The 22,304-nt window shown below is 65.8% G+C and carries 19 protein-coding genes; 13 read left to right on the top strand and 6 right to left on the bottom strand.

What is annotated here, in order from left to right:
• Positions 1-3: 3 nt before the first annotated feature.
• Positions 4-1,170 carry an HlyD family secretion protein gene (locus ASF77_RS16825; protein ID WP_056341722.1) on the bottom strand — a complete coding sequence of 389 codons (1,167 nt, stop codon included), beginning with the start codon at positions 1,168-1,170 and terminating at the stop codon, positions 4-6.
• Between the two features lie 118 nt (positions 1,171-1,288).
• Here ASF77_RS16825 and ASF77_RS16820 point away from each other — a divergent pair, with 118 nt between their 5' ends.
• From ASF77_RS16820 to ASF77_RS16785, 8 genes are all read left to right on the top strand, one after another.
• The gene (locus tag ASF77_RS16820) at positions 1,289-1,939 is read left to right on the top strand and encodes a TetR/AcrR family transcriptional regulator (protein ID WP_082493838.1); all 651 of its coding nucleotides are present in this window, start codon (positions 1,289-1,291) and stop codon (positions 1,937-1,939) included.
• A 132-nt stretch (positions 1,940-2,071) separates the two neighbouring features.
• Complete coding sequence (locus ASF77_RS16815; protein WP_056341719.1) at positions 2,072-2,257, top strand: hypothetical protein; 186 nt, start codon at positions 2,072-2,074, stop codon at positions 2,255-2,257.
• A gap of 282 nt (positions 2,258-2,539) precedes the next feature.
• Positions 2,540-3,526: a polyprenyl synthetase family protein gene (locus tag ASF77_RS16810; protein WP_082493837.1), complete on the top strand. Its 987-nt coding sequence runs from the start codon at positions 2,540-2,542 to the stop codon at positions 3,524-3,526.
• Positions 3,527-3,580: 54 nt separating this feature from the next.
• Positions 3,581-4,873, top strand: coding sequence for a glycosyltransferase (locus ASF77_RS16805; RefSeq protein ID WP_056341716.1), 1,293 nt, complete (start codon positions 3,581-3,583; stop codon positions 4,871-4,873).
• Positions 4,866-6,086 (top strand): lycopene beta-cyclase CrtY, encoded by a 1,221-nt coding sequence (gene crtY / locus ASF77_RS16800; protein WP_056341714.1) that lies wholly within the window; start codon positions 4,866-4,868, stop codon positions 6,084-6,086. The genes ASF77_RS16805 and crtY overlap by 8 nt, the downstream gene beginning before the upstream one ends.
• Positions 6,083-7,573 carry a phytoene desaturase gene (locus ASF77_RS16795; RefSeq protein WP_056341711.1) on the top strand — a complete coding sequence of 497 codons (1,491 nt, stop codon included), beginning with the start codon at positions 6,083-6,085 and terminating at the stop codon, positions 7,571-7,573. The genes crtY and ASF77_RS16795 overlap by 4 nt, the downstream gene beginning before the upstream one ends.
• Positions 7,570-8,562 carry a 15-cis-phytoene synthase CrtB gene (gene crtB / locus ASF77_RS16790; protein ID WP_229445466.1) on the top strand — a complete coding sequence of 331 codons (993 nt, stop codon included), beginning with the start codon at positions 7,570-7,572 and terminating at the stop codon, positions 8,560-8,562. The genes ASF77_RS16795 and crtB overlap by 4 nt, the downstream gene beginning before the upstream one ends.
• Before the next feature lie 73 nt (positions 8,563-8,635).
• Positions 8,636-9,049: a DUF2141 domain-containing protein gene (locus ASF77_RS16785; RefSeq protein WP_056341708.1), complete on the top strand. Its 414-nt coding sequence runs from the start codon at positions 8,636-8,638 to the stop codon at positions 9,047-9,049.
• A gap of 18 nt (positions 9,050-9,067) precedes the next feature.
• Here the strand turns inward: ASF77_RS16785 and ASF77_RS16780 are convergent, their stop codons facing one another.
• The 5 genes from ASF77_RS16780 to aceE form a co-directional block, all read right to left on the bottom strand.
• The gene (locus tag ASF77_RS16780) at positions 9,068-9,391 is read right to left on the bottom strand and encodes a hypothetical protein (RefSeq protein ID WP_056341706.1); all 324 of its coding nucleotides are present in this window, start codon (positions 9,389-9,391) and stop codon (positions 9,068-9,070) included.
• A gap of 308 nt (positions 9,392-9,699) precedes the next feature.
• A complete protein-coding gene (locus ASF77_RS16775; protein ID WP_056341703.1) occupies positions 9,700-10,251 on the bottom strand; it encodes a hypothetical protein in 552 nt (183 codons plus the stop codon).
• A 120-nt stretch (positions 10,252-10,371) separates the two neighbouring features.
• Complete coding sequence (gene lpdA, locus ASF77_RS16770; RefSeq protein WP_056341700.1) at positions 10,372-12,243, bottom strand: dihydrolipoyl dehydrogenase; 1,872 nt, start codon at positions 12,241-12,243, stop codon at positions 10,372-10,374.
• A gap of 12 nt (positions 12,244-12,255) precedes the next feature.
• The gene (gene aceF / locus ASF77_RS16765) at positions 12,256-13,623 is read right to left on the bottom strand and encodes a dihydrolipoyllysine-residue acetyltransferase (RefSeq protein WP_056341697.1); all 1,368 of its coding nucleotides are present in this window, start codon (positions 13,621-13,623) and stop codon (positions 12,256-12,258) included.
• Between the two features lie 75 nt (positions 13,624-13,698).
• Positions 13,699-16,392: a pyruvate dehydrogenase (acetyl-transferring), homodimeric type gene (gene aceE, locus ASF77_RS16760; protein WP_056341693.1), complete on the bottom strand. Its 2,694-nt coding sequence runs from the start codon at positions 16,390-16,392 to the stop codon at positions 13,699-13,701.
• A 402-nt stretch (positions 16,393-16,794) separates the two neighbouring features.
• Between aceE and folD the strand changes: the two genes are divergently transcribed.
• The 5 genes from folD (at position 16,795) to ASF77_RS16735 (ending at position 22,183) form a co-directional block, all read left to right on the top strand.
• Entirely contained in the window at positions 16,795-17,703 is a 909-nt protein-coding gene (folD, locus tag ASF77_RS16755; protein ID WP_056341692.1) for a bifunctional methylenetetrahydrofolate dehydrogenase/methenyltetrahydrofolate cyclohydrolase FolD, read from the top strand.
• 59 nt (positions 17,704-17,762) lie between these two features.
• Positions 17,763-19,847 (top strand): M3 family metallopeptidase, encoded by a 2,085-nt coding sequence (locus ASF77_RS16750; RefSeq protein WP_056341690.1) that lies wholly within the window; start codon positions 17,763-17,765, stop codon positions 19,845-19,847.
• A 102-nt stretch (positions 19,848-19,949) separates the two neighbouring features.
• Complete coding sequence (locus ASF77_RS16745; protein WP_056341686.1) at positions 19,950-20,375, top strand: DNA polymerase III subunit chi; 426 nt, start codon at positions 19,950-19,952, stop codon at positions 20,373-20,375.
• A complete protein-coding gene (locus ASF77_RS16740; RefSeq protein WP_056341683.1) occupies positions 20,372-20,776 on the top strand; it encodes a hypothetical protein in 405 nt (134 codons plus the stop codon). The genes ASF77_RS16745 and ASF77_RS16740 overlap by 4 nt, the downstream gene beginning before the upstream one ends.
• 273 nt (positions 20,777-21,049) lie before the next feature.
• Positions 21,050-22,183, top strand: a complete 1,134-nt coding sequence (locus ASF77_RS16735) for a branched-chain amino acid ABC transporter substrate-binding protein (protein ID WP_056341681.1) — start codon at positions 21,050-21,052, stop codon at positions 22,181-22,183.
• Positions 22,184-22,304: the final 121 nt, after the last annotated feature.

Here is a 22,304-nt window from a genome sequence, read left to right as displayed (position 1 = left end):
TCCTTAGTTCGCCTGGGCGGTGCGGGCGGGCACGGTGCCTTTCGGCTCTACCTCCTGGCGCAGGTCGACTTCCGCCACCACCGACATGCCCGGCACCAGGCGGCCGGTCAGGCGCTGCACGTCGTTCGGCGCCAGCGTGATCTTGACCGGCACGCGCTGCACGATCTTGGTGAAGTTGCCGGTCGCGTTATCGGCCGGCAGCAGCGCGAACTGGTTGCCCGAGGCCGGCGAGAAGCTGTCGACGCGGCCGACCAGGTGCTCGTCCGGCAGCGCGTCGACTTTCAGTTCGACCTGCTGGCCCGGATGCAGGCCGGCGAGCTGGGTTTCCTTGAAGTTGGCGGTGACCCAGACCTTGTCTTCGACCACGGCGACCAGCTGCTGGCCAGGCTGCACGCGGGCGCCCACTTCCACGCTGCGGCGGCCGATGCGGCCATCGACCGGCGCCACGATACGGCTGTAGCCGACCTGCTGCTTGGCATCCTTCAACTGCGCCTGCAGCACCTTGATCTGGGCTTTCAACACATCGCGCGCCGACGCGGCGGCGGTGATCTGGGCCTGGGCGGCGGCGGCGTTGTCGCGGCGCGCATTCACATCGGCAGCGGCGGCCGTGCGGGCGGCGTTCGCGGCGTCGACTTCGGCCTTGGAGACGGCCTTCATCTGCTTCGTGTAGAGCTGGCCGAAACGCTCGGCGTCCTGGCGTGCGCGCAGCGCGAGCGCCTGCGACTGGCCGACTTGCGCCTGCGCCGCCTGGGACTGGGCACGCACCTGCGCCACTTGCGCATCGGCCTGGATTACCTGCTGCCTGGCGCTGGCGATCTGCGCCTCGATCTGCTCGACGCGCACATGCTGGTCGGCCGGATCCAGTTCGGCGATCACGGTGCCCGCCTTCACATGCTGGTTGTCTTCCACCAGCACGCGCGTGACGACGCCGGCGATGCGCGCCGACACCGGGTGCACGTGGCCGGCGATGTAGGCGTTTTCGGTATCGACGAAGTTATGGCTGCGGTACCACATGCGGCCGCCGGCGCCCAGCGCCGCGATCGCGATCAGGCCGACCACGAACAGCACGCGCTTGTTCGGCGGGGTCTTGGCGGCGGCCGGGGCCGCGCCAGGCACGGCGGAAGGATTGCCGAGCGGCTTCTGCTCGAGCGAAGGCTGCGTTTGGGACATGAAGCGACTCCAAAAAAGGAACAGGTGGTTTTTCAGTCCACCATTATTCGGCAAGCGCCCGGCTTCGTCAAGAAATGAAACGGTTGCATTTCATTTCTGCGTGAATTACAGTGACGCCATGAGCAAACTATCGCAAGCACCCGCTTCGCTGCGGGGCGCCGGACGGCCGAAAGCGAGCGACGTCGAAGCCCGCACGCAGGACTTGATCGACGTGGCTGCGCAGCTGTTCCTGGCCAACGGCTACACCCGCACCAGCCTCGAATCGATCGCCAAGGCGGCCCGCGTTGCCGTGCGCACCATCTACGTCAAGTTCGGCGGCAAGGCCGGCCTGCTCGACGCCGTGCTGCTGTCGCGCCGCGACGCGTTCTTCCGCATGCGCGACATGGAAAACGATCTGCGCCCGTTCCGCGAGGTGGTCGACGATTTCGCGCGCCAGTTCTTCGACCTGCTCTGCCAGGATCAATTGATCGCCATGCAGCGCGTGGTGATCGCGGAAGCGGCCGACAATCCGGAACTGGCCCACACCTTTTATGATGCCGGCCCGCGCCTGACGCGCGACATGCTCGAACGCTTCTTCGCCCGTGCCGACATCCGCGCCCAATTGCGCGACGACCTCCCCTTCGAGCAGCTGCCCGCATTTCTCACCAGCTGGATCTCCGGCGACGCCATGCAGCGCTTCGTCTTCCCTCACGACCAGCCCACCCGCGCCGACGCCCACCGCCTGCTCGCCCAGCGCCTCGAACTGTTTTATCGCGCCGTCTTGCGCTAGCTGTAACGGCAGAGCGAATGTGCGTCAACGCACCGACCCGTTGGGGGTAGGAGTGAGAACCTGTCCTTCTTTCAAGGAGGATGTCATGGATCTCAACAAGAACATCACAGCAGAACGCTGCAAGGGGGTAGCATGAGCAAGACTTCCCGTTACGAATGGCGCGACCAGCAGGCGTCCCTGCATGAGCGCATGAAGGGTTTCCTGCAAAACCCTGGCAACGAGCAACTCGAAGCCGTGCTGGCCGAAATGCGCGCCTATGCCGATGCCGCCAAATCCGGGCATATCGACATTCCGCAAAGCTGGACGAGCTACGGCTGAACGCCGTTCCGGCACTCTTCTAGTGCCACCACGAAAATGCCGCCCGGCTAACGCTCGGCGGCATTTTTCATGGGCCTGCGCCGGGCACTCATTCCCAACTTCCATGTTAATGGGACAACAACGGGACAAAAGTGTGACCTGCGTACATAAAGCGCTAAATTTGATGAGAAAACGATCGGAAATCTGCCCGCACTATTGAACAATTGACGATACGTAAGGTCGAATCCGGTATGATGAATTACGAATTCAACAATATTCGTCTATACATTCAAGGATCGACGCATGACTACGATGACTGGACGCATCACGGGGCTCGACATCGACAAGCGGGGCGACCCCTGGCTGACCGAACTTGCCGCGATCCGGCACGAGTTCGAAGAACGCATGGCGCAACTACTGCCCGACAGCGCCAATGGCAGCGATGCCCTGGCCACCGCCATGCGCGCCGGCACCCTCGGCGCCGGCAAGCGCATGCGTCCGCTGCTGCTGATGCTGGTCGCGCGCGACCTCGGCTGCGCCTCGCCCGCGCTGGTCGATATCGCCTGCGCGGTCGAGATGGTGCACGCCGCCTCGCTCATCCTCGACGACATGCCCTGCATGGACAATGCCATGCTCCGGCGCGGCCAGCCGACCATCCACGTGCAGTTCGGCGAAGACGTTGCCATCCTCGCCTCGGTGGCCCTGCTCAGCCGCGCCTTTGGCGTATTGGCCGAGGCACCCGGGATCCCGCCCGCCGTGCGTGCGCGCCTGGTGGCCAAGCTGGCGGAGACGGTGGGCACGCAAGGCCTGGTGCGCGGCCAGTTCGAAGACCTGCGCGCCAGCGGCCAGCGTTCGGAACAGGAAATCGCGACCACCAACGAGCTGAAAACCGGTGTGCTGCTGGGCGTCTCGGTCGACATGGCCGCCATCCTGGCCGAGACCGACGACTGCGTCGCCGAATCGCTGCGTTCCTTTGCACTGGCGGCCGGCCATGCCTTCCAGATCCGCGACGACTTCCAGGACGATCCGGCCAACGACACCAGCGTCACCGGCAAGGACACCGGCAAGGATCTCGGCAAGGCGACGCTGACCAATGTGCTCGGCTTCGAGGAAGCCAAGAAGCGCCTTGCCACCCACCTCGACGAGGCCGACCGCTACCTGACCAGCGCCATCGGCAGCAAGCAGCGCACGCGCCGCTTCGTCGACACCCTGTTCGGGCACGGCATGGACTTCCGCTTCGCCCGCAGTCCGCGTGCCGGCGCATACGACACGCACCAGGTGCGCCATTGAACGCTAGGCCGCCGCACGCCGCCGCGTTCCTGCGCGCCTGACCGGGAGCACCGCATGGCGCATTTCGGTGTGGTCGCACCTGCGTTCTACAGCCACGTGAGCGCGCTGTCGGCACTCGCACTGGCCTTGCACGAGCGCGGCCACCGCATCACCTTTTTCCAGCGGCCCGACGCCGCCGCATACGTGAACGACGCCCGGCTCGGCTTCCATGCCGTGGGCGCCGACACGCACCCGCCCGGTTCGCTGCCGGAAGCGCTGCGGCGGGCGGCCAATCCCGGCGGCCCGCTCGGGCTGCGCCGCGTGATCCTGGACATGGCCGCCGGCACCGCCATGCTGTGCCGCACCCTGCCCGCCGCCTTCGAACAATTGAAGGTCGACGCCGTCCTCGCCGACCAGATGGAGCCGGCCGGCGCCCTGGTCGCCGAAGCGCTGGGCCTGCCCTTCGTCTCGGTCGCCTGCGCCTTGCCCGTCAACCGCGAGCCCGGCGTGCCGCTGCCGGTCATGCCCTTCGACTGGCGCACCGGCGAGCGCGCGCTGCACATGGTCGAGGGCAGCACCCGCGTCTACGACTGGATGATGACGCCGCACCAGCGCGCGATCGAGGACGCATCGCGCCGCCTCGGCATCCCCGTGCGCGGCGCCCTGCACGAATGCCTGTCGCCGCTGGCGCAGATCAGCCAGACGGTGGCCGCCTTCGATTTCCCGCGCACGCAGCTGCCCGACACTTTCCACCACGTCGGCCCCTTGCGCGCCGCCTCGCACAAGGCGCCCAGCCGCATCGAGCCGCTGCCCGACATCGATCCCGATCGCCCCTTCATCTTCGCCTCGCTCGGCACGCTGCAGGGCCACCGCTTCGACCTGTTCAAGCGCATCGCCAAGGCCTGCCGCCGCATCGACGTCCAGCTGCTGGTCGCCCATTGCGGCGGGCTCGATGCGCGCCGGGCCCAGGCGCTCGGGCGGCATGGCGCAACCTGGGTCTGCGCCTTTGCGCCGCAGGAAGCGGCGATCGCGCGCGCCGACGCCGTCGTCTCGCACGCCGGCCTGAACACGGTGATGGATGCGGTGGCCAACGACACGCCGATCCTGGCCCTGCCGATCGCCTTCGACCAGCCCGGCGCGGCCGCGCGTATCCGCCATGCGGGCATCGGCCTGTCGGCCTCGCCGCGCTTCACGGGAGCGGCCGAACTGGCACGCCGCCTGCGCCGCCTGCTCGACGAACCCGAATTCGCCCGGCGCTGCGCGCCGCTCGCCGCCGCCGTGCACAAGGCCGGGGGCAGCGCGCGCGCCGCCGATATCGTCGAGGCGGCGCTCGGCCTCGACGCACGGAGCGCGCTGCACCGTGGATAAGCCCCACCTCGCATCCGTCCCGCCGCCCAGCGCCACCTATGACCTGATCCTGGTCGGCGGCGGGCTGGCCAATGGCTTGATCGCCTGGCGCCTGCGCACGCAGCGGCCCGATATAAAGATCCTGCTGCTCGAAGCCGGCGAGACCATCGGCGGCAACCACACCTGGTCTTTCCACGACGGCGACCTCGCTCTCGAGCAGCGCGTGTGGATGGCGCCGCTGGTCAGCACCCGCTGGCCCTCCTACGACGTGGTCTTTCCCGGCTACGCGCGCAGCTTCGACAGCGGCTATGCCAGCATCGACTCGCACACCTTCGCGCGCGTAATCGGCGAGGCGCTGGGCCCTGCCCTGCGCACCGGCGCCCGGGTCGAGTCGCTGACGCCGACCACGGTGCGCCTGGCGGGCGGCGAGTGCTTGCGTGCCGGCGCCGTCATCGACGGCCGCGGCCCGCAGGCCAGCCCGCATCTCGCGCTCGGCTACCAGACCTTCCTGGGCCAGGAAGTGAGACTGGCCGTCCCACATGGGCTCAAAGCGCCCGTCATCATGGATGCCAGTGTCGAGCAGCAGGGCGGCTACCGCTTCGTCTACCTGCTGCCCTTCGGCCCCGACCGGGTGCTGATCGAGGACACCCATTACGTCGATACCGGCGTCTGGGAGCCCGAGCGCCTGCGCGCGAACATCGCCGCCTACGCCAGGACACGTGGCTGGACGATCGCCGAGGTGCTGCGCGAGGAACACGGTTCGCTGCCGATCGTGCTGGCCGGCGATTTCTCGGGTTTCTGGGACGAGCTCGACGGGCAGCCGACCTCCGGCCTGCGCGCCGGCCTGTTCCACGCGACGACCGGCTATTCGCTGCCGCATGCGGTGCGCCTGGCCGAGCGCATCGCGAGCCTTACCGACCTGTCGGCGCCCGGCCTGTTCGCCGCCATCCGGAACGAGGCGCAGGCCGAATGGCGTGGCCAAGGCTTCTTCCGCCTGCTCAACCGCATGCTGTTCCTGGCCGGCAGTCCGGACAACCGCTGGCGCGTGATGGCGCGCTTCTATCGCATGCCGGCGCCGCTGATCGAACGCTTCTATGCCGCGCGCCTGCACCTGCTCGACAAGGCGCGCATCCTGAGCGGCAAACCTCCCGTTCCCGTGCCGGCCGCCATGCGCGCGGCCTGCATGGTCGAACCCCACATGCTTCAACCTCGTCAGATCAGGAATTCCCAATGAATCAAGCTAACAAGGCGGTCGTCGTCGGCGCAGGCTTCGGCGGCCTGGCCCTGGCCATCCGCCTGCAGGCCGGCGGCACCCAGACGACCCTGCTCGAAAAACGCGACAAGCCGGGCGGGCGCGCCTATGTCTACGAAGACCAGGGCTTCGTCTTCGACGCCGGCCCCACCGTCATTACCGATCCGTCCTGCATCGAGGAACTGTTCACGCTGGCCGGCAAGCGCATCGAGGACTATGTCGAGATGCTGCCGGTGGCGCCCTTCTACCGCCTGTGCTGGGAAGACGGCAGCCATTTCGACTATGCCAACGACCAGGAGGCGCTCGACCGCCAGATCCATGCGATCAACCCGCGCGACGTCGCCGGCTATCAGCGCTTCCTGGCCTATTCCAAGGCCGTGTTCGAGGAAGGTTATATCAAGCTGGGCACGGTGCCCTTCCTGACCTTCCGCGACATGATCGCGGCCGGCCCGCAGCTGGCCAAACTGCAGGCCTGGCGCAGCGTCTACTCCATGGTCTCGCGCTTCGTCGAGAACGAGCACCTGCGCCAGGCCTTTTCCTTCCACTCGCTGCTGGTCGGCGGCAATCCCTTCGCCACCTCCTCGATCTACACGCTGATCCACGCGCTCGAACGGCGCTGGGGCGTCTGGTTCCCGCGCGGCGGCACCGGCGCACTGGTAAAAGGCCTGGTGCGCCTGTTCGAGGACATCGGCGGGCGCATCGAGCTGAACGCCGCGGTGGCGCAGATCGAAACGAAGGACGGACGCGCCAGCGGCGTGCGCCTGGAAGACGGCCGCCTGTTCGCCGCCGATGCCGTGGCCTCGAATGCCGACGTAGTGCACACCTATGCCTCGCTCCTGAACGGGCACCCGCGCGGAAATACCGAAGCGGCCAGCCTGCGCAAGAAGCGCTTTTCCAATTCGCTGTTCGTCATCTATTTCGGCCTGAACCATCATCACAGCCAGCTGCAGCACCACACGGTCTGCTTCGGGCCGCGCTACCGCGGCCTGATCGACGAGATCTTCAAGGGCGACGCGCTGGCCGACGACTTTTCGCTCTACCTGCACGCGCCCTGCGTCACCGACCCTTCGCTGGCGCCGCCGGGCTGCGGCAGCCATTACGTGCTGGCGCCGGTGCCGCACCTGGGCAATGCCGACATCGACTGGGACGTGGAAGGGCCGCGCTACCGCGACAAGATCTTCGCCTACCTGGAAGAGCGCTACATGCCGGGCCTGCGCAGCCAGCTCGTCACCAGCCGCATCTTCACACCCTTCGATTTCCGCGACCAGTTGAATGCCCACGTCGGCTCGGCCTTTTCGCTGGAACCGGTGCTGACGCAAAGCGCCTGGTTCCGCCCGCACAACCGCGACCGCGACCTGAGCAACCTGTATCTGGTCGGCGCCGGCACCCATCCCGGCGCCGGCGTGCCTGGCGTGATCGGCTCGGCCAAGGCGACGGCAGGCCTGATGCTGGCGGAGGCGGGGGCATGAACGCCAGCGTGAACCCGACCCTGCTCGAACACGCGACCGAGACCATCAAGGTCGGCTCGAAGAGCTTCGCCGCCGCCGCCAGGCTGTTCGACGCGCCGACGCGGCGCAGCGTGCTGATGCTCTACGCCTGGTGCCGCCATTGCGACGACGTGGTCGACGGCCAGGAGTTGGGCTTCGGCGCGGCGCCTACCTCCGGCCACGATCCGCAGGCCGAGCTCGCGCAACTGGTCGAGCAGACGCGCCGCGCCTATGCCGGCGAGACGATGCGCGATCCGGCCTTTGCCGCCTTCCAGGAAGTGGCGCTGCGCCATGCGATCGCCGAGCGCTACGCCTTCGACCACCTGGCCGGCTTCGGCATGGACGTCGACGCCGTGCACTACGAAACGATCGAAGATACGCTGCGCTACTGCTACCACGTGGCCGGCGTAGTCGGCCTGATGATGGCGCAGATCATGGGGGCGAAGGAGCCGCGGGTGCTCGACCGCGCCTGCGACCTGGGCCTGGCCTTCCAGCTGACGAACATCGCGCGCGACATCATCGACGACGCCGGCATCGGGCGCTGCTACCTGCCCGCGCAATGGCTGCGCGAAGCCGGCATCCCGCCGCAGGAACTGGCGCTGCCGCGCCACCGCGTGGCGCTGGCCAAGGTGGCGGCGCGCCTGGTCGACCATGCGGAACCGTATTACGCCTCGTCGATGGATGGCATCAAGGCCCTGCCCCTGCGCTCGGCCTGGGCGATCGCCACCGCGCGCAACGTGTACCGCCAGATCGGGATCGAGGTCAAGGCGCGCGGCCCGGCGGCCTGGGACGAGCGCGTCGGCACTTCGCGCGCGATGAAACTGATGCTGCTGGCGAAAGGCGGCGTGCAGGCGCTGCTGTCGCGCCTGCGGCCGGTCAGGCCGCGTCCTGGCGGCTTGTGGCAGCGTCCCGCGGCGCAGGTTCCGGCACCCGGCCATGCAGGGCCTGCAGCCGGCCTGTCAGGGTCGTGACCGGCGGCGCGTAAGCCGAAGGAGACGGCGAACTGTCCCGCTCTCGCACCGCCAACACCACAAGGAAAACCGAATGAAACAGCTGTCCCGCACCACCCTTCTTGCTACTCTCCTGTTCGCGGCCGCTGCCGCCCCTGCCGCCACGGTCGAAGTACGCGTCAGCGGCGTCACCGCCAAGGGTAAAGTTGCCGTCGCCGTCTGCGACAAGGCAAGCTTCCTGAAACAGTGCGCCCACAACGCCACCGCGCCGGCCCAGGCCGGCGAGACGACGGTGACGATCAAGGACGTGCCCGCCGGCACCTGGGCCGTGCTGGCCTACCAGGACGAGAACGGCAACGGCGAACTCGACCGCAACCTGATCGGCATCCCCAAGGAACCCTACGGCTTCAGCCGCGACGCGCGCAGCAAGTTCGGGCCGCCGTCTTTCGAGGACGCGGCGTTCGAAGTGGGCGACGCGCCGGCCGCGGCGACCGTGCGCCTGCGCTGAGGGTCGACGCCGGTTCGCTCAGGCGCTGGTGGCCGCTTCGCGCGGCTTGGCCTCCACGCCGCTGTCGAGCACCCGCATCAGGAAATGCACCTTGCGCGCCGCATGGTGGCGCTCGTGGTGGTCGCGGGTCAGGATCTCGACGCGCCGCGGCTGCAGCGACAGCTGGCGCACGTCGATGTGATCGCCCGCCGCATCGTTCCCCGCGAACTGGGCCGCCAGGTGCTGAGCGATGGTGCCGGTCAGCGTGACCGGGACGCCGTGCAGCGTCGTACTCAGCTCGAAGGCGCGCGAGGCGGGCAGGACGAATAAGGTGCCGGTGTATTCAGTGCCATGCTCTTCCATGTCAGTCTCCTGTATCACGCATGTGATGCGCTGGGCGGAGCGCAGGCTCGCCGGTGCGCGTCTTCATCATAGCGCGGCTGGAGCGGGCACGGCGTGGAAATTTGAGGTGGCATGAGTCCCGGAAATGTAGGGTGGGCGCCCCGTGCCCACGCGGACGCATGCGCCCTGTTGGCACTGCCACGATGCCGCATCCCCATGTGGGCACGGGGCGCCCACCCTACGACGCCCGGCATCATGTACAGGCCAAACCAGGCGCTGAGGTCGAGGCATCCCGATGATGCGACGAAACACTAGCGCAGATCTGGCCCTTACTTAGGCTGCAAGCGCGCCTTCCAGTACGCAGCGCGTACGGGATTCACCGGTATGCCCAGGATGCCCTTTTCGTAGGCCCCGCTCAGGAATTCGATGGCGCGGCGGTCGCCGTCCGTCGCCGCCTGCTCGAAATGAGCCAGGGCCTGCGCGAGCGAATGATGTTTATTTTCGGGGTTCAGCAGAAACCCGCCAAACTCGAAGCGCCCTTCTCCGCGCGCCACGGCCTTGTTGAACAGTGCCAGCACCTCGTCGTCGTATTCCTCGCGTTGCTGGCGGTAGCTGCTTGTCCCTCTTGTCGCCTCCAGCGCCATGGATCGCACATTCACTTGCGCCTCGAGTGCGCCTGGGCAGCCATGCTCGAACGCGCGCTCGATCGCCTGCAACATCCGTGCTTCCCTGTCCGGCTCTTGCAAGGCGCGCGCCCGCAGCATGTTCTTGAACAGTTCGGCCGGATTCTCCTCCGGACAGGTCGCGTCCTGGGCCTGGGAGTTTAGGGGCAGCATCAGGACTGTGATGCCAATGAGGAGCAGTGCGAACGATCGAATCATGTCGGTTCCCGATGAATTAAGCGCGTGGAACTTATTCTGTATTAGAACGTCGATCGCATACCGAAATAAAAAAACCGGAACCTCGCGGTTCCGGTTTCGGTTCTTCCAGTCGTGCCGGTATCAGCGCTTGCGCATCGGCGGCAAGTCCGTGCAGACGCCCTTGTAGACTTCCGCCGCCATGCCGATCGACTCGCCCAGGGTCGGATGCGGGTGGATCGTCTTGCCGATATCGACGCCGTCGGCGCCCATCTCGATCGCCAGGGCGATCTCGCCGATCATGTCGCCGGCATTCGTGCCGACAATCGTCCCGCCGATGATGCGGCCGGTCTCGGTATCGAACAGCAGCTTGGTGAAGCCTTCGTCGCGGCCGTTGGCGACGGCGCGGCCGCTGGCGTTCCACGGGAAGTGGCCCTTCTCGACCTTGATACCCTTCTGCTTGGCTTCGTCCTCGGTGAGGCCGGCCCATGCCACTTCCGGATCGGTGTAGGCGACCGATGGAATGACCTTGGCGTCGAAGTAGGCCTTTTCGCCGTGCGCCGCTTCCGCCGCCACGTGCGCTTCGTGCACCGCCTTGTGGGCCAGCATCGGCTGGCCCACAAGGTCGCCGATGGCGAAGATGTGCGGCACGTTGGTGCGCATCTGGCCGTCGACGCCGATGAAGCCGCGATCCGTGACTGCCACGCCGGCCTTCTCGGCCGCGATCTTCTTGCCGTTCGGGCTGCGGCCGACGGCCACCAGCACCAGGTCGTACATCTGCGGCTCGGGAGCTGCGACGCCCGCTTCGGCCGACTCGAAGGTCACCTTGATGCCTTCGGGGAGGGCTTCAACGCCGACCGTCTTCGTCTTGAGCATGATGTTGTCGAAGCGGTGCGCGTTGTACTTCTGCCAGACCTTCACGGCCTCGCGATCCGCGCCCTGCATCAGGCCGTCCATCATTTCGACCACGTCGATGCGCGCACCCAACGTCGAGTACACGGTCGCCATCTCCAGGCCGATGATGCCGCCGCCGATGACCAGCATTTTTTTCGGCACCTGGCGCAGCTCCAGCGCGCCGGTCGAATCGACGATGCGCGGATCTTCCGGCACGAACGGCAGCTTCACCACCGAAGAGCCCGCGGCGATGATCGCCTTGGCGAACTTCACGACCTTCTTGGCACCGTCCGAACCCGTGACTTCGATGTGGTTCGGGCTAAGGAACTGGCCCACGCCCTGCACCACATTCACCTTGCGCGCCTTGGCCATGAAGGCCAGGCCGCCGGTCATCTTCTTGATGACGCCGTCCTTGTAGCCGCGCAGCTTGTCGATGTCGATTTCGGGCTTGGCGAAGGTGACGCCGTTGGCGCTCATGTGCGCCGTCTCGTCGATGATGTGCGCCATGTGCAGCAGCGCCTTCGAGGGGATGCAGCCCACGTTCAGGCAAACGCCGCCCAGGGTCGCGTACTTCTCGACCAGCACCGTGTTCATGCCGAGGTCGGCGGCGCGGAAGGCGGCCGAATAGCCGCCCGGGCCGGCGCCCAGCACCATCATCTCGCATTCGACGTCGACCTGGCCGCTGTAGCTTGCCGCGACAGGGGCCGGCACGGCGTTCGGTGCGGCCGCATCGGCTTTATGGGCCGGCGCGTAGGAGTCGGTCGGGCCGGCAGCGGCCGTCGGCGCCACGGCTTGCGCGCCGATCTGCGCGTCCGGCTTGGACGATGCGGCAGGCGCAGGGGCGGCAGCAGGCGCCGCAGCAGCAGCCGGTGCAGCAGCTCCCGCACCTTCTTCGATCATCAGCAGCAGCGAACCTTCGTTCACCTTGTCGCCGACCTTCACTTTCAGTTCCTGTACCACGCCAGCGTGGGTCGACGGAATCTCCATCGAGGCCTTGTCCGACTCCACGGTGACCAGCGACTGGTCGACCTTGATCGTGTCGCCGGGCTTGACCATCAGCTCGATGATCTCGACGTCCTTGAAATCGCCGATGTTCGGGACTTTTACTTCAACAGTACTCATGCTCGGCGCTCCTTACAGAAGGGTCTTGCGCAGGTCGGCCAGCACTTCGGCCAGGTAGGCGGCGAAGCGCGCGGCGCCGGCGCCATCGATCACGCGGTGGTCGTAGGACAGCGACAGCGGCAGCATCAGGCGCGGCTGGAAGGTCGAACCGTCCCAGACCGGCTTCATGGCCGACTTCGACAGGCCCAGGATCGCCAGTTCAGGCGCATTGATGATCGGCGTGAACGCCGTGCCGCCGATGCCGCCGAGCGACGAGATGGTGAAGGTCGCGCCCTGCATGTTCGCCGGCGAGAGCTTGCCTTCGCGCGCCTGCGCGGAGAGCTCGCCCATTTCGGTGGCGATCTGCGACACGGTCTTCTTGTCCGCATCCTTCACGACCGGAACCACCAGGCCGTTCGGGGTGTCGGCGGCGAAGCCGATGTTGTAGTACTGCTTCAGGATCAGATTGGCGCCGTCTTCGCTGAGCGAGGCATTAAATTGCGGGAACTTCTTCAGTGCGGCGACCGAGGCCTTGATCACGAAGGCGAGCATGGTCAGCTTCACCGCCGACTTCTGCTTTGCCAGCGCCGCGTTCGAATCGACGCGGAACTGCTCCAGGTCGGTGACGTCCGCTTCGTCGAAGGTCGTCACGTGCGGGATCATGACCCAGTTGCGGTGCAGGTTCGGGCCGCTGATCTTCTTGATGCGCGACAGCGGCAGCAGCTCGGTCGGGCCGAACTTCGAGAAGTCGAGCGACGGCCATGGCAGCAGGTCGAGGCCGACGCCGGAACCGCCCTTGGCCGGAGCAGCAGCAGTCGGGCCGGCGGCCATTACGCCCTTGACGAAGTTCTGCACGTCGATCTGCGTGATGCGGTTCTTCGGGCCGGTGCCCGGCACGCGCGACAGGTCGACGCCGAGTTCGCGCGCGAACTTGCGGATCGATGGCGAGGCGTGGGCTTTGGATCCGTTGGCGGCCGCCACATCGCCAGCTGGCGCGGCCGCAGGTGCAGGTGCAGGCGCAGCAGCAGGCGCCGGTGCAGGTGCAGGTGCAGGAGCCTGTGCGGCGGCAGCAGGTGCCGGCGCAGGCGCGGCAGGTGCCGCGGCTGGCGCAGCTTCGGCAGCCGGCGCGGGCGCGGCGGCGCCACCTTCGGCAGGAGCGCCTGCCGCTTCCTCGAGCATCAGCACGAGCGAACCTTCGGCGACCTTGTCGCCGACCTTGACTTTGATTTCCTTGACGACGCCGGCGTGGCTGGATGGGATCTCCATGCTCGCCTTGTCCGATTCGACGGTGACCAGCGACTGGTCGACCTTGATCGTGTCGCCTGGCTTGACCATCAGTTCGATGACTTCGACTTCCTTGAAGTCGCCGATGTCCGGGACTTTGACTTCCACAATGCTCATCGTATTAGCTCCGTTTTTATTTGTATGCGTGCACAGAAGCGTGCCTACCACCGAGGCAGGCACGCATCACGAGCATTACTGGGTCACAGGATTCGGCTTGTTCGCATCGATGCCGTACTTGGCGATCGCCTGCGAGACGATCGAACGATCGATCTTGCCTTCGTCGGCCAGCGAACGCAGGGCGGCGACCGTGATGTAGTAACGGTTCACTTCGAAGAACTCGCGCAGTTTCACACGCGAGTCCGAGCGGCCGAAGCCATCGGTGCCGAGCACTTTATAGGTGCGGCCCTTCGGCATGAAGGCGCGGATCTGCTCGGCGAACATGCGCATGTAGTCGGTGGTCGCCACGATCGGGCCGGTCGTGTCCTGCATCAGCGAGGTCACGTAAGGCACGCGCTGTTCGGCGTCCGGATTGACCATGTTCCAGCGCTCGCAATCCTGGCCGTCGCGCGCCAGCAGCGTCAGCGACGGAGCCGACCAGACGTCGGCGGCCACGCCCCAGTCGGCCAGCAGCAGTTCGGCGGCGAAGATCGATTCGCGCAGGATGGTGCCGCAGCCGATCAGCTGGACGCGGTTCTCCGTCTCGCCACCCTTCTTGAGCAGGTACATGCCCTTCAGGATGCCCTCTTCGGTGCCGGCGGTGAGACCCGGCTGCTCGTAGTTCTCGTTCATGATGGTGATGTAGTAGAACACGTCTTCCTGTTCTTCCACCATGCGGCGCAGGCCGTCACGGATGATCACCGCCACTTCGTGCCCGAAGGTCGGGTCGTACGGCAGGCAGTTCGGCACGGTCGCCGCGATGATGTGGCTGTGGCCGTCCTCGTGCTGCAGGCCTTCGCCGTTCAGCGTCGTGCGGCCGGCGGTGCCGCCCATCAGGAAGCCGCGCGCACGGATGTCGCCCGCCAGCCAGACCAGGTCGCCCACGCGCTGCATGCCGAACATCGAGTAGAAGGTGTAGAACGGGATCATCGTGCGGTTGTTCGACGAGTACGAGGTCGCCGCGGCGATCCACGAGCTCATGCCGCCCGCTTCGTTGATCCCCTCCTGGAGGATCTGGCCGGCCTTGTCTTCGCGGTAGTACATGACCTGGTCTTTATCGACCGGCTCGTACAACTGGCCTTGCTGGTTGAAGATGCCGATCTGGCGGAACAGGCCTTCCATGCCGAAGGTGCGCGACTCGTCGACCAGGATCGGCACGATGCGCTGGCCCAGGCTCGGATCCTTCAGCAGGCTGGTGATCACGCGGACGTAGGATTGGGTCGTCGAGATCTCGCGGCCCGGCGCGGTCGGCTCCAGCACGGCCTTGAACGATTCCAGCGGCGGCACGACGAGCTGCTCGTCGGCCTTCTGGCGGCGCTGCGGCAGGTAACCGCCGAGGGCCGCGCGGCGCTCGTGCAGGTACTTCATTTCCGGCGAATCGTCGGACGGCTTGAAGAACGGGATCTCGGCCAGCTTGTCGTCCGGGATAGGAATGTTGAAGCGGTCGCGCATCTCGCGGATGGCTTCGTCATCCAGTTTCTTGGTCTGGTGCGCGGTGTTGCGCGCCTCGCCCGACTTGCCCATGCCGAAGCCCTTGACGGTCTTGACCAGCAGGACGGTCGGCGTGCCCTTGTTCTCTTGCGCGTTCTTGAAGGCAGCGTAGATCTTGTGCGGATCGTGGCCGCCGCGGGTCAGGCGCCAGATGTCGTCGTCGCTCATGTTGGCGACCATCTTCAGCAGCTCAGGGTGCTTGCCGAAGAAGTGCTTGCGCACGTAGGCGCCATCCTTGGCCTTGTAGTTCTGGTATTCGCCGTCGACGGTTTCCATCATCACGCGCTGCAGGATGCCGTCCTTGTCCTTCGAGAGCAGCGCATCCCACTGCGAGCCCCAGATGACCTTGACGACGTTCCAGCCGGCGCCGCGGAAGTCCGCTTCCAGTTCCTGGATGATCTTGCCGTTGCCGCGCACCGGGCCGTCCAGGCGCTGCAGGTTGCAGTTGACGACCATGACCAGGTTGTCGAGCTGCTCGCGCGCGGCCATGCCGATCGCGCCCATCGATTCCGGCTCGTCCATCTCGCCGTCGCCGCAGAAGACCCAGACCTTGCGGTTGGCGGTGTCGGCGATGCCGCGTGCGTGCAGGTATTTCAGGAAGCGCGCCTGGTAGATCGCCATCAGCGGGCCCAGGCCCATCGAGACGGTCGGGAACTGCCAGAAGTCCGGCATCAGTTTCGGGTGCGGGTAGGAAGACAGGCCCTTGCCGTCGACTTCGCGGCGGAAGTTCAGCAGCTGCTCTTCGGTGATGCGGCCTTCCAGGTAGGCACGCGCGTAGATGCCGGGCGAGCTGTGGCCCTGGATGTAGAGCAGGTCGCCGCCGTGGGTGTCAGTCGGGGCGTGCCAGAAGTGGTTGAAGCCGATGCCCAGCATGTTGGCGAGCGAGGCGAAAGAGGAGATGTGGCCGCCCAGGTCGCCGTCGGCGCGGTTGGCCTTGACGACCATTGCCATCGCATTCCAGCGCATCCACGAGCGCAGGCGCTCTTCGTATTCGAGGTTGCCCGGGCAGTTCACGTTCAGGTGCGCCGGGATGGTGTTCACATAAGCGGTGTTGCTGGAGAACGGGATGTGGGCGCCGCGGCGGCGCGCCAGGTCGACCAGGCGCTCCATCAGGTAGTGCGCGCGTTCGGTGCCTTCGTTCTCGATGACGGCTTCGAGCGCCTCGAGCCATTCCTTGGTTTCGAGCGTATCTGGGTCATTGGCGGCCTGGGCCGTCAACTGATCGAGCTGAGCTGACATTGGTGCGTCTCCTTGGTTTTGGTGGCCCACGTCGATCTCCAGATCGCCGGCGGCGGATTGATGAACATCTAACCTGAATTAATCGACCAGATTCTACCAGCGCAAAGACTCTTTTTCAAATTACGATATATCGTTTCATAATATGGAATTTCGTACACAACTGTAGGGTGGACGGGTTCCCCGTCCACGCGTTCAACCTACGTTTGCCAGTCGTAATGCAGGTTCGCACACGTCCGCTGGACGCGTGGACGGGAGACCCGTCCACCCTACATGCATACGGCTGCATCCTCATCGTTACCAAGTCTGTAAATATGACAACGAACCACTGAGCGCGGCGCGCGATACCGCGTGCTTCCCACAGGGGCCGTATAATTTCATCTTTGTCCAGTGATGAGCCCCACCATGCCAGCCCAACTGATCGACGGAGTCCAACTTTCCCAACAACTGCGTGCCGAGATTGCCGAGCGCGCCAAGAAGCTGGCCGCCGCCGGCCAGCAGCCGGGCCTGGCCGTGATCCTGGTCGGCGAAGACCCCGCCAGCCAGGTCTATGTGCGCAACAAGGTCAAGGCCTGCGGCGACGTGGGCTTTCACTCGGTGCTGGAAATATACGATGCCGACCTCACCGAGGCCGCCCTCCTCGCCCGCATCGATGCGCTCAACAACGATCCAGCCATCCACGGCATCCTGGTGCAGATGCCGCTGCCGCGCCACATCAATCCGAGCAAGGTGATCGAAGCGATCGCGACCTCCAAGGACGTCGACGGTTATTCGGTGCTGTCGGCCGGCGAACTGGTCGCCAACCTGCCGGGCTTCCGTCCCTGCACGCCTTACGGCTGCATGAAACTGATCGAGAGCACGGGCGTCGACCTGCGCGGCAAGCATGCCGTCGTGATCGGCCGTTCGAATACGGTCGGCAAACCGATGGCGCTGCTGCTCTTGCAAGCCAACGCAACCGTCACTATCTGCCATAGCGCGACGCCGGATCTCGGCCTGTACACGCGCCAGGCCGACGTGGTCGTCGCGGCAGTGGGCCGCCGCAACACCGTCACCGCCGACATGGTCAAGCCGGGCGCGATCGTGATCGACGTCGGCATGAACCGCGACGACAACGGCAAGCTCTGCGGCGACGTCGACACCGCCGGCGTACGCGAGGTTGCCTCGCACATCACCCCGGTGCCGGGCGGCGTCGGGCCGATGACGATCACCATGCTGCTGATGAATACCGTCGAGTCCGCGGAACGCGTGCTCGGCAAGCGCCAGGAACTGCTCGGCCAGGCCACGGGCATGGATCCGAAGCATGGCACCGCGTAATTGAATGTAGCCAGCGATACCGGCGCAAAGTCCGGTATCGCCATCTAGGAAGGAACACAATGGAAACGAACGCCAGCAATCCCCTCCTCGACTTTTCAGGCCTGCCGCGTTTCGACGCGTTCCGTCCAGAACACGTCACGCCTGCCATCGAGCAACTGATCGGGGAAGCCACCGCCGTCGTGGCCAGGCTCGAAGCGCCGAGCGACCAGGTTACCTGGGATAATTTCGTCGTGCCGCTGGAAGAAGCGACCGAACGCCTGGGCCGCGCCTGGGGCATCGTGAACCACCTGAACCACGTGGCCGACACGCCCGAACTGCGCGCCACCTACAACGAGAACCAGCCGAAGGTCACCGAGTTCTGGACGACACTGGGCCAGAATGAAGTGCTGTTCGACAAATACAAGGCGATCCGCGCCGGCGCCGATTACGACAGCCTGAGCCCGGCCAGAAAGCGCATCGTCGAGAACGCGCTGCGCGACTTCCGCCTGGGTGGCGCCGAACTGCCGGCCGATAAAAAGGAACGCTTCGCCGCCATCCAGGAACAGCACGCCGCCATTTCCACGCGCTTCTCGGAAAACGTGCTCGACGCCACCAATGACTACAAGCTGATCGTCGACGACGAGAGCGAGCTGACCGGCTTGCCCGAGGACGCGAAAGCCGCTGCCCGTGCCGCCGCCGAAGCGGCCGGCAAGAGCGGCTTCCAGTTCACGCTGCACTTCCCGTCCTACTTCCCGCTGCTGCAGTTCGCCGACAACCGCAAGCTGCGCGAAACGATCTACCGCGCCAGCGCCACCAAGGCCTCGGACATGGGCGTCGTCTTCAGCGAACTGGAGAAGTGGGACAACAGCTCCAACATCGCCCAGCTGTTGAGCCTGCGCGACGAGGAAGCGAAGCTGCTCGACTACCGCAACTTCGCCGAAGTCTCGCTGGTGCCGAAGATGGCCGAGAGCCCTGAGCACGTGATCAACTTCCTCGAAGACCTGGCGCGCCGTGCCCGTCCGTTCGCCGAAAAAGACCTGGCCGAGCTGCGCGCCTTCGCCAAGGAAGAGCTGGGCATCGAAGACATGCAGGCCTGGGACGTGGCCTATGCTTCGGAAAAACTGCGAGAGAAACGCTATGCCTTCTCGGCCCAGGAAGTGAAGGAATACTTTCCGGAACCGAAGGTCATCGAAGGCCTGTTCAAGGTCGTGCAGACCCTGTTCTCGGTCGAGATCAAGCCGGATACGGCGCCGGTCTGGCATCCGGACGTGCGCTTCTACCGCATCGAGCGTGACGGCCAATTGGTCGGCCAGTTCTATTTCGACCTGTACGCGCGCGCCGGCAAGGGGCAAGGCGCGTGGATGGACGACGCGCGCGGACGCCGCATGACGACGGGCGGCATCGTGCAGACCCCGGTCGCCTACCTCACCTGCAACTTCACGCCGCCGGCAAGCGTGGACGGCAAGCTGCAGCCTTCGCTGTTCACGCACGACGAAGTGACGACCCTGTTCCACGAGTTCGGCCACGGCCTGCACCACATGCTGACCGAAGTCGAGGAGCTGTCGGTATCGGGCATCTCGGGCGTGGAATGGGATGCGGTCGAGCTGCCTTCGCAGTTCATGGAAAACTTCTGCTGGGAGTGGGACGTGCTGCAAGGCATGACCGCGCACTTCCGCAGCGGCGAGCCGCTGCCGCGCGCGCTGTACGACAAGATGCTGGCCGCGAAGAACTTCCAGTCGGGCATGCAGACCTTGCGCCAAGTGGAATTCTCGCTGATCGACATGCACCTGCACTACGATTTCGATCCGCGCAGCCAGCGCACCGTGCAGGAGCTCATCGACGACGTGCGCAGCAAGTTCTCGGTGATGATTCCGCCGTCCTTCAACCGCTTCCAGCATTCCTTCGGCCACATCTTTGCCGGCGGCTATGCGGCCGGCTACTACAGCTACAAGTGGGCCGAGGTGCTGTCGGCGGATGCCTATGCGGCCTTCGAGGAAGCGCTCGAGGCCGGCGGCGGAGAATTGTCGGCGGAAACGGGCCGGCGCTTCCAGCGCGAGATCCTGGCGGTGGGCGGCTCGCGTCCGGCATTGGAATCGTTCAAGGCCTTCCGCGGCCGCGAACCTTCCATCGATGCCCTGCTGCGCCACAATGGCATGAACGCCTGAAGGATCGGCGGACTGCGGCGACCTCTGCGCCGGCGATAAGTTCGCCGGCGTAGAGCGACGCAAACCAACCACCGCCAGTCGCGCCGGATTACAATCTGATCCATGACACGGATCGACTTTCATACCAATATCCCCGACAAGCTCGCCTACGCCTGCCGTCTGGCACGCAAGGCTTACGCGTCGAAGGCAAAAATCGTCCTGCTGGCCGAAGACGCCGCGCAGGCCGCGGCCCTGAACGAGGCGCTGTGGACGCTGTCCAATATCGATTTCCTGCCGCACGTGATGGCGGACGATCCGCTGGCGCCGGAAACGCCCATCATCATCACCGACAGCGAAGAAGCCGAGCTGCCGCACCACGAGATGCTGGTCAACCTCACGCGCCGCACGCCCAGCACCTTCGCCCAGTTCGCGCGCGTGTTCGAGATCATCTCCGTCGACGAGAGCGACGCCGCCGCCGGGCGCCAGCGTTATGTCGCCTACAAAAAGCAGTCCTATCCGCTGACCCACTTCGTCGCAGGACAATCATGAGCCAGAACCCGGCCTTCGATAGCAGCATTCCCGTGTTAACTGAAGTCGTGCTGGAGCCGGCGGCGCTGACGCCGGCGGAGGCCGAACCGGCCGCGCCTCAAGAGGCGGCTGCGCTCCTGCCGACCGAGGATCAGGCGCAGAAGCTGGCCGACAGGCAGGCCGAGCAGGACGCGAAGGCCGATACGGAACCCGCGCTCCAACCGCTGCCCGAACCCGACTGGGACGAACTCGAGCGCCGCATCGCCGAGCGCGTCGTGGCGCAATTACAGCCGCAAATCGACGCCGTCGTACGCAACGCCCTCGCCTCGGCCGCCGACCAGATCCACGTGGGCCTGCGCCAGGCGGTCGAGCAGGTCGTGGCGCAGCAGGTCGCCGCGCTCCAGTTCGGCCAAAAAACCTGACGTAGGAGCCATTGGGGCCAATGGCCTCAATGGCGGGTTCACCGGGCACTCCGTGCCCGCCCTACCACTGCCAACCCGGTGCACGCATCACATTTTCGCCTTCAAACCGTGCATCGTTTCCCCCGCATGCACCGGACATGACCACCCCGCGCAATACCGCTTTCCTCCCCCTCCAAATTGTTGTACCTTTTGCTCTGCATTAATCGCAACAGCGCAACAGGCGCTCGCCGGCGGTGAATCGGGCGCTCTATACCCCCCAATTTTGGAGAACGTATGACCACCAAGTTGATTCCCCTTGCCATCGCGATGCTGCTTGCTGCGAATGCCAGCGCCCAGCAGGTCGTCAAGATCGGCCACGTCGGCCCGGTCTCGGGCCCGAATTCGCACCTCGGCAAGGACAACGAGAACGCCGCCCGCATGGCGATCGAAGAGCTCAATGTGAAAGGTTTCACCATCAACGGCCAGAAGGTCACCCTGCAGCTGGTGGCCGAGGACGACGCCTCCGATCCGAAGCAAGGCACGGCCGTGGCCCAGAAGCTGGTCGACGCCAAGGTCAAGGGCGTGATCGGCCACCTGAACTCGGGCACCAGCGTGCCGGCCTCGAAAATCTACAACGACGCCGGCATTCCGCAGATCTCGCCGGCCACCACCGCCACGCAGTACACCAGGCAGCGCTTCCCCGGCGCCTTCCGGGTGGTCGCCAACGACGCCAAGCTGGGCGGCACGCTGGGCAAGTACGCGGTCGATACGCTGAAAGTGAAGAACATCGCCATCATCGACGACCGCACCACCTACGGCCAGGGCGTCGCCACCGAGTTCGCCAAGGGCGCCAAGGGCCCGGGCGTGAAGATCGTCGGCAAGGAATTTACCAGCGCCACCGCCACCGACTACACCGCGATCCTGACCTCGATCCGCGCGAAGAAGCCGGATCTGGTTTTCTTCGGCGGCATGGATTCGGTCGGCGGCCCGATGCTCAAGCAGATGAAGGCGCTCGGCATCGACGCGCGCTTCATGGGCGGCGACGGTATCTGCACCGAGGCGCTCGGCCGCCTGGCGGGGGACGCCGTCGGTGAAGGCAAGGTCATCTGCGCCGAAGCGGGCGGCGTCACCGGCGCCGAGCAGGAAAAGGTCATGAGCGACTTCCGCGCCCGCTTCAAGCAGAAGACCGGCCTCGAGGTGCAGCTGTATGCGCCGTATGTCTACGACGCGGTGATGGTGATGGCGGCGGCGATGCAGAAGGCCAATTCGGTCGAGCCAGCCAAGTACCTGCCTGAACTCAAGAAGATCAATTACAAGGGCGTGACCGGCCAGATCGCCTTCGACACCTCGGGCGACATCAACAACGGCGCGCTGACCCTGTACACCTTCAAGGGCGGCAAGCGCAGCAAGATGGACGTGATCCGCTGATCCACCCGGCCGGGCCGCGCGCCCGGCGCTCGCCGCGTCGGCCGGCGCCATGCCGGCCGTTTTCGTTGCGGCGATCAAAACCGAAGGGCAAACAAAAAGCGCGCCTGGCTGACGCCGGCGC

Origin of the sequence: Massilia sp. Leaf139 (assembly GCF_001424165.1) — a bacterium.
Taxonomy (GTDB): Bacteria; Pseudomonadota; Gammaproteobacteria; order Burkholderiales; family Burkholderiaceae_D; genus Telluria.
This window is presented reverse-complemented; position numbering and strand designations above follow the sequence as displayed.

Coding starts and splice junctions, on each gene's coding strand:
- ASF77_RS16825 (WP_056341722.1), bottom strand. CDS start 1,170: ATGTCCCAAACGCAGCCTTCGCTCGAGCAGAAGCCGCTCGGCAATCCT.
- ASF77_RS16820 (WP_082493838.1), top strand. CDS start 1,289: ATGAGCAAACTATCGCAAGCACCCGCTTCGCTGCGGGGCGCCGGACGG.
- ASF77_RS16815 (WP_056341719.1), top strand. CDS start 2,072: ATGAGCAAGACTTCCCGTTACGAATGGCGCGACCAGCAGGCGTCCCTG.
- ASF77_RS16810 (WP_082493837.1), top strand. CDS start 2,540: ATGACTACGATGACTGGACGCATCACGGGGCTCGACATCGACAAGCGG.
- ASF77_RS16805 (WP_056341716.1), top strand. CDS start 3,581: ATGGCGCATTTCGGTGTGGTCGCACCTGCGTTCTACAGCCACGTGAGC.
- ASF77_RS16795 (WP_056341711.1), top strand. CDS start 6,083: ATGAATCAAGCTAACAAGGCGGTCGTCGTCGGCGCAGGCTTCGGCGGC.
- crtB (WP_229445466.1), top strand. CDS start 7,570: ATGAACGCCAGCGTGAACCCGACCCTGCTCGAACACGCGACCGAGACC.
- ASF77_RS16785 (WP_056341708.1), top strand. CDS start 8,636: ATGAAACAGCTGTCCCGCACCACCCTTCTTGCTACTCTCCTGTTCGCG.
- ASF77_RS16780 (WP_056341706.1), bottom strand. CDS start 9,391: ATGGAAGAGCATGGCACTGAATACACCGGCACCTTATTCGTCCTGCCC.
- ASF77_RS16775 (WP_056341703.1), bottom strand. CDS start 10,251: ATGATTCGATCGTTCGCACTGCTCCTCATTGGCATCACAGTCCTGATG.
- lpdA (WP_056341700.1), bottom strand. CDS start 12,243: ATGAGTACTGTTGAAGTAAAAGTCCCGAACATCGGCGATTTCAAGGAC.
- aceF (WP_056341697.1), bottom strand. CDS start 13,623: ATGAGCATTGTGGAAGTCAAAGTCCCGGACATCGGCGACTTCAAGGAA.
- aceE (WP_056341693.1), bottom strand. CDS start 16,392: ATGTCAGCTCAGCTCGATCAGTTGACGGCCCAGGCCGCCAATGACCCA.
- folD (WP_056341692.1), top strand. CDS start 16,795: ATGCCAGCCCAACTGATCGACGGAGTCCAACTTTCCCAACAACTGCGT.
- ASF77_RS16750 (WP_056341690.1), top strand. CDS start 17,763: ATGGAAACGAACGCCAGCAATCCCCTCCTCGACTTTTCAGGCCTGCCG.
- ASF77_RS16745 (WP_056341686.1), top strand. CDS start 19,950: ATGACACGGATCGACTTTCATACCAATATCCCCGACAAGCTCGCCTAC.
- ASF77_RS16740 (WP_056341683.1), top strand. CDS start 20,372: ATGAGCCAGAACCCGGCCTTCGATAGCAGCATTCCCGTGTTAACTGAA.
- ASF77_RS16735 (WP_056341681.1), top strand. CDS start 21,050: ATGACCACCAAGTTGATTCCCCTTGCCATCGCGATGCTGCTTGCTGCG.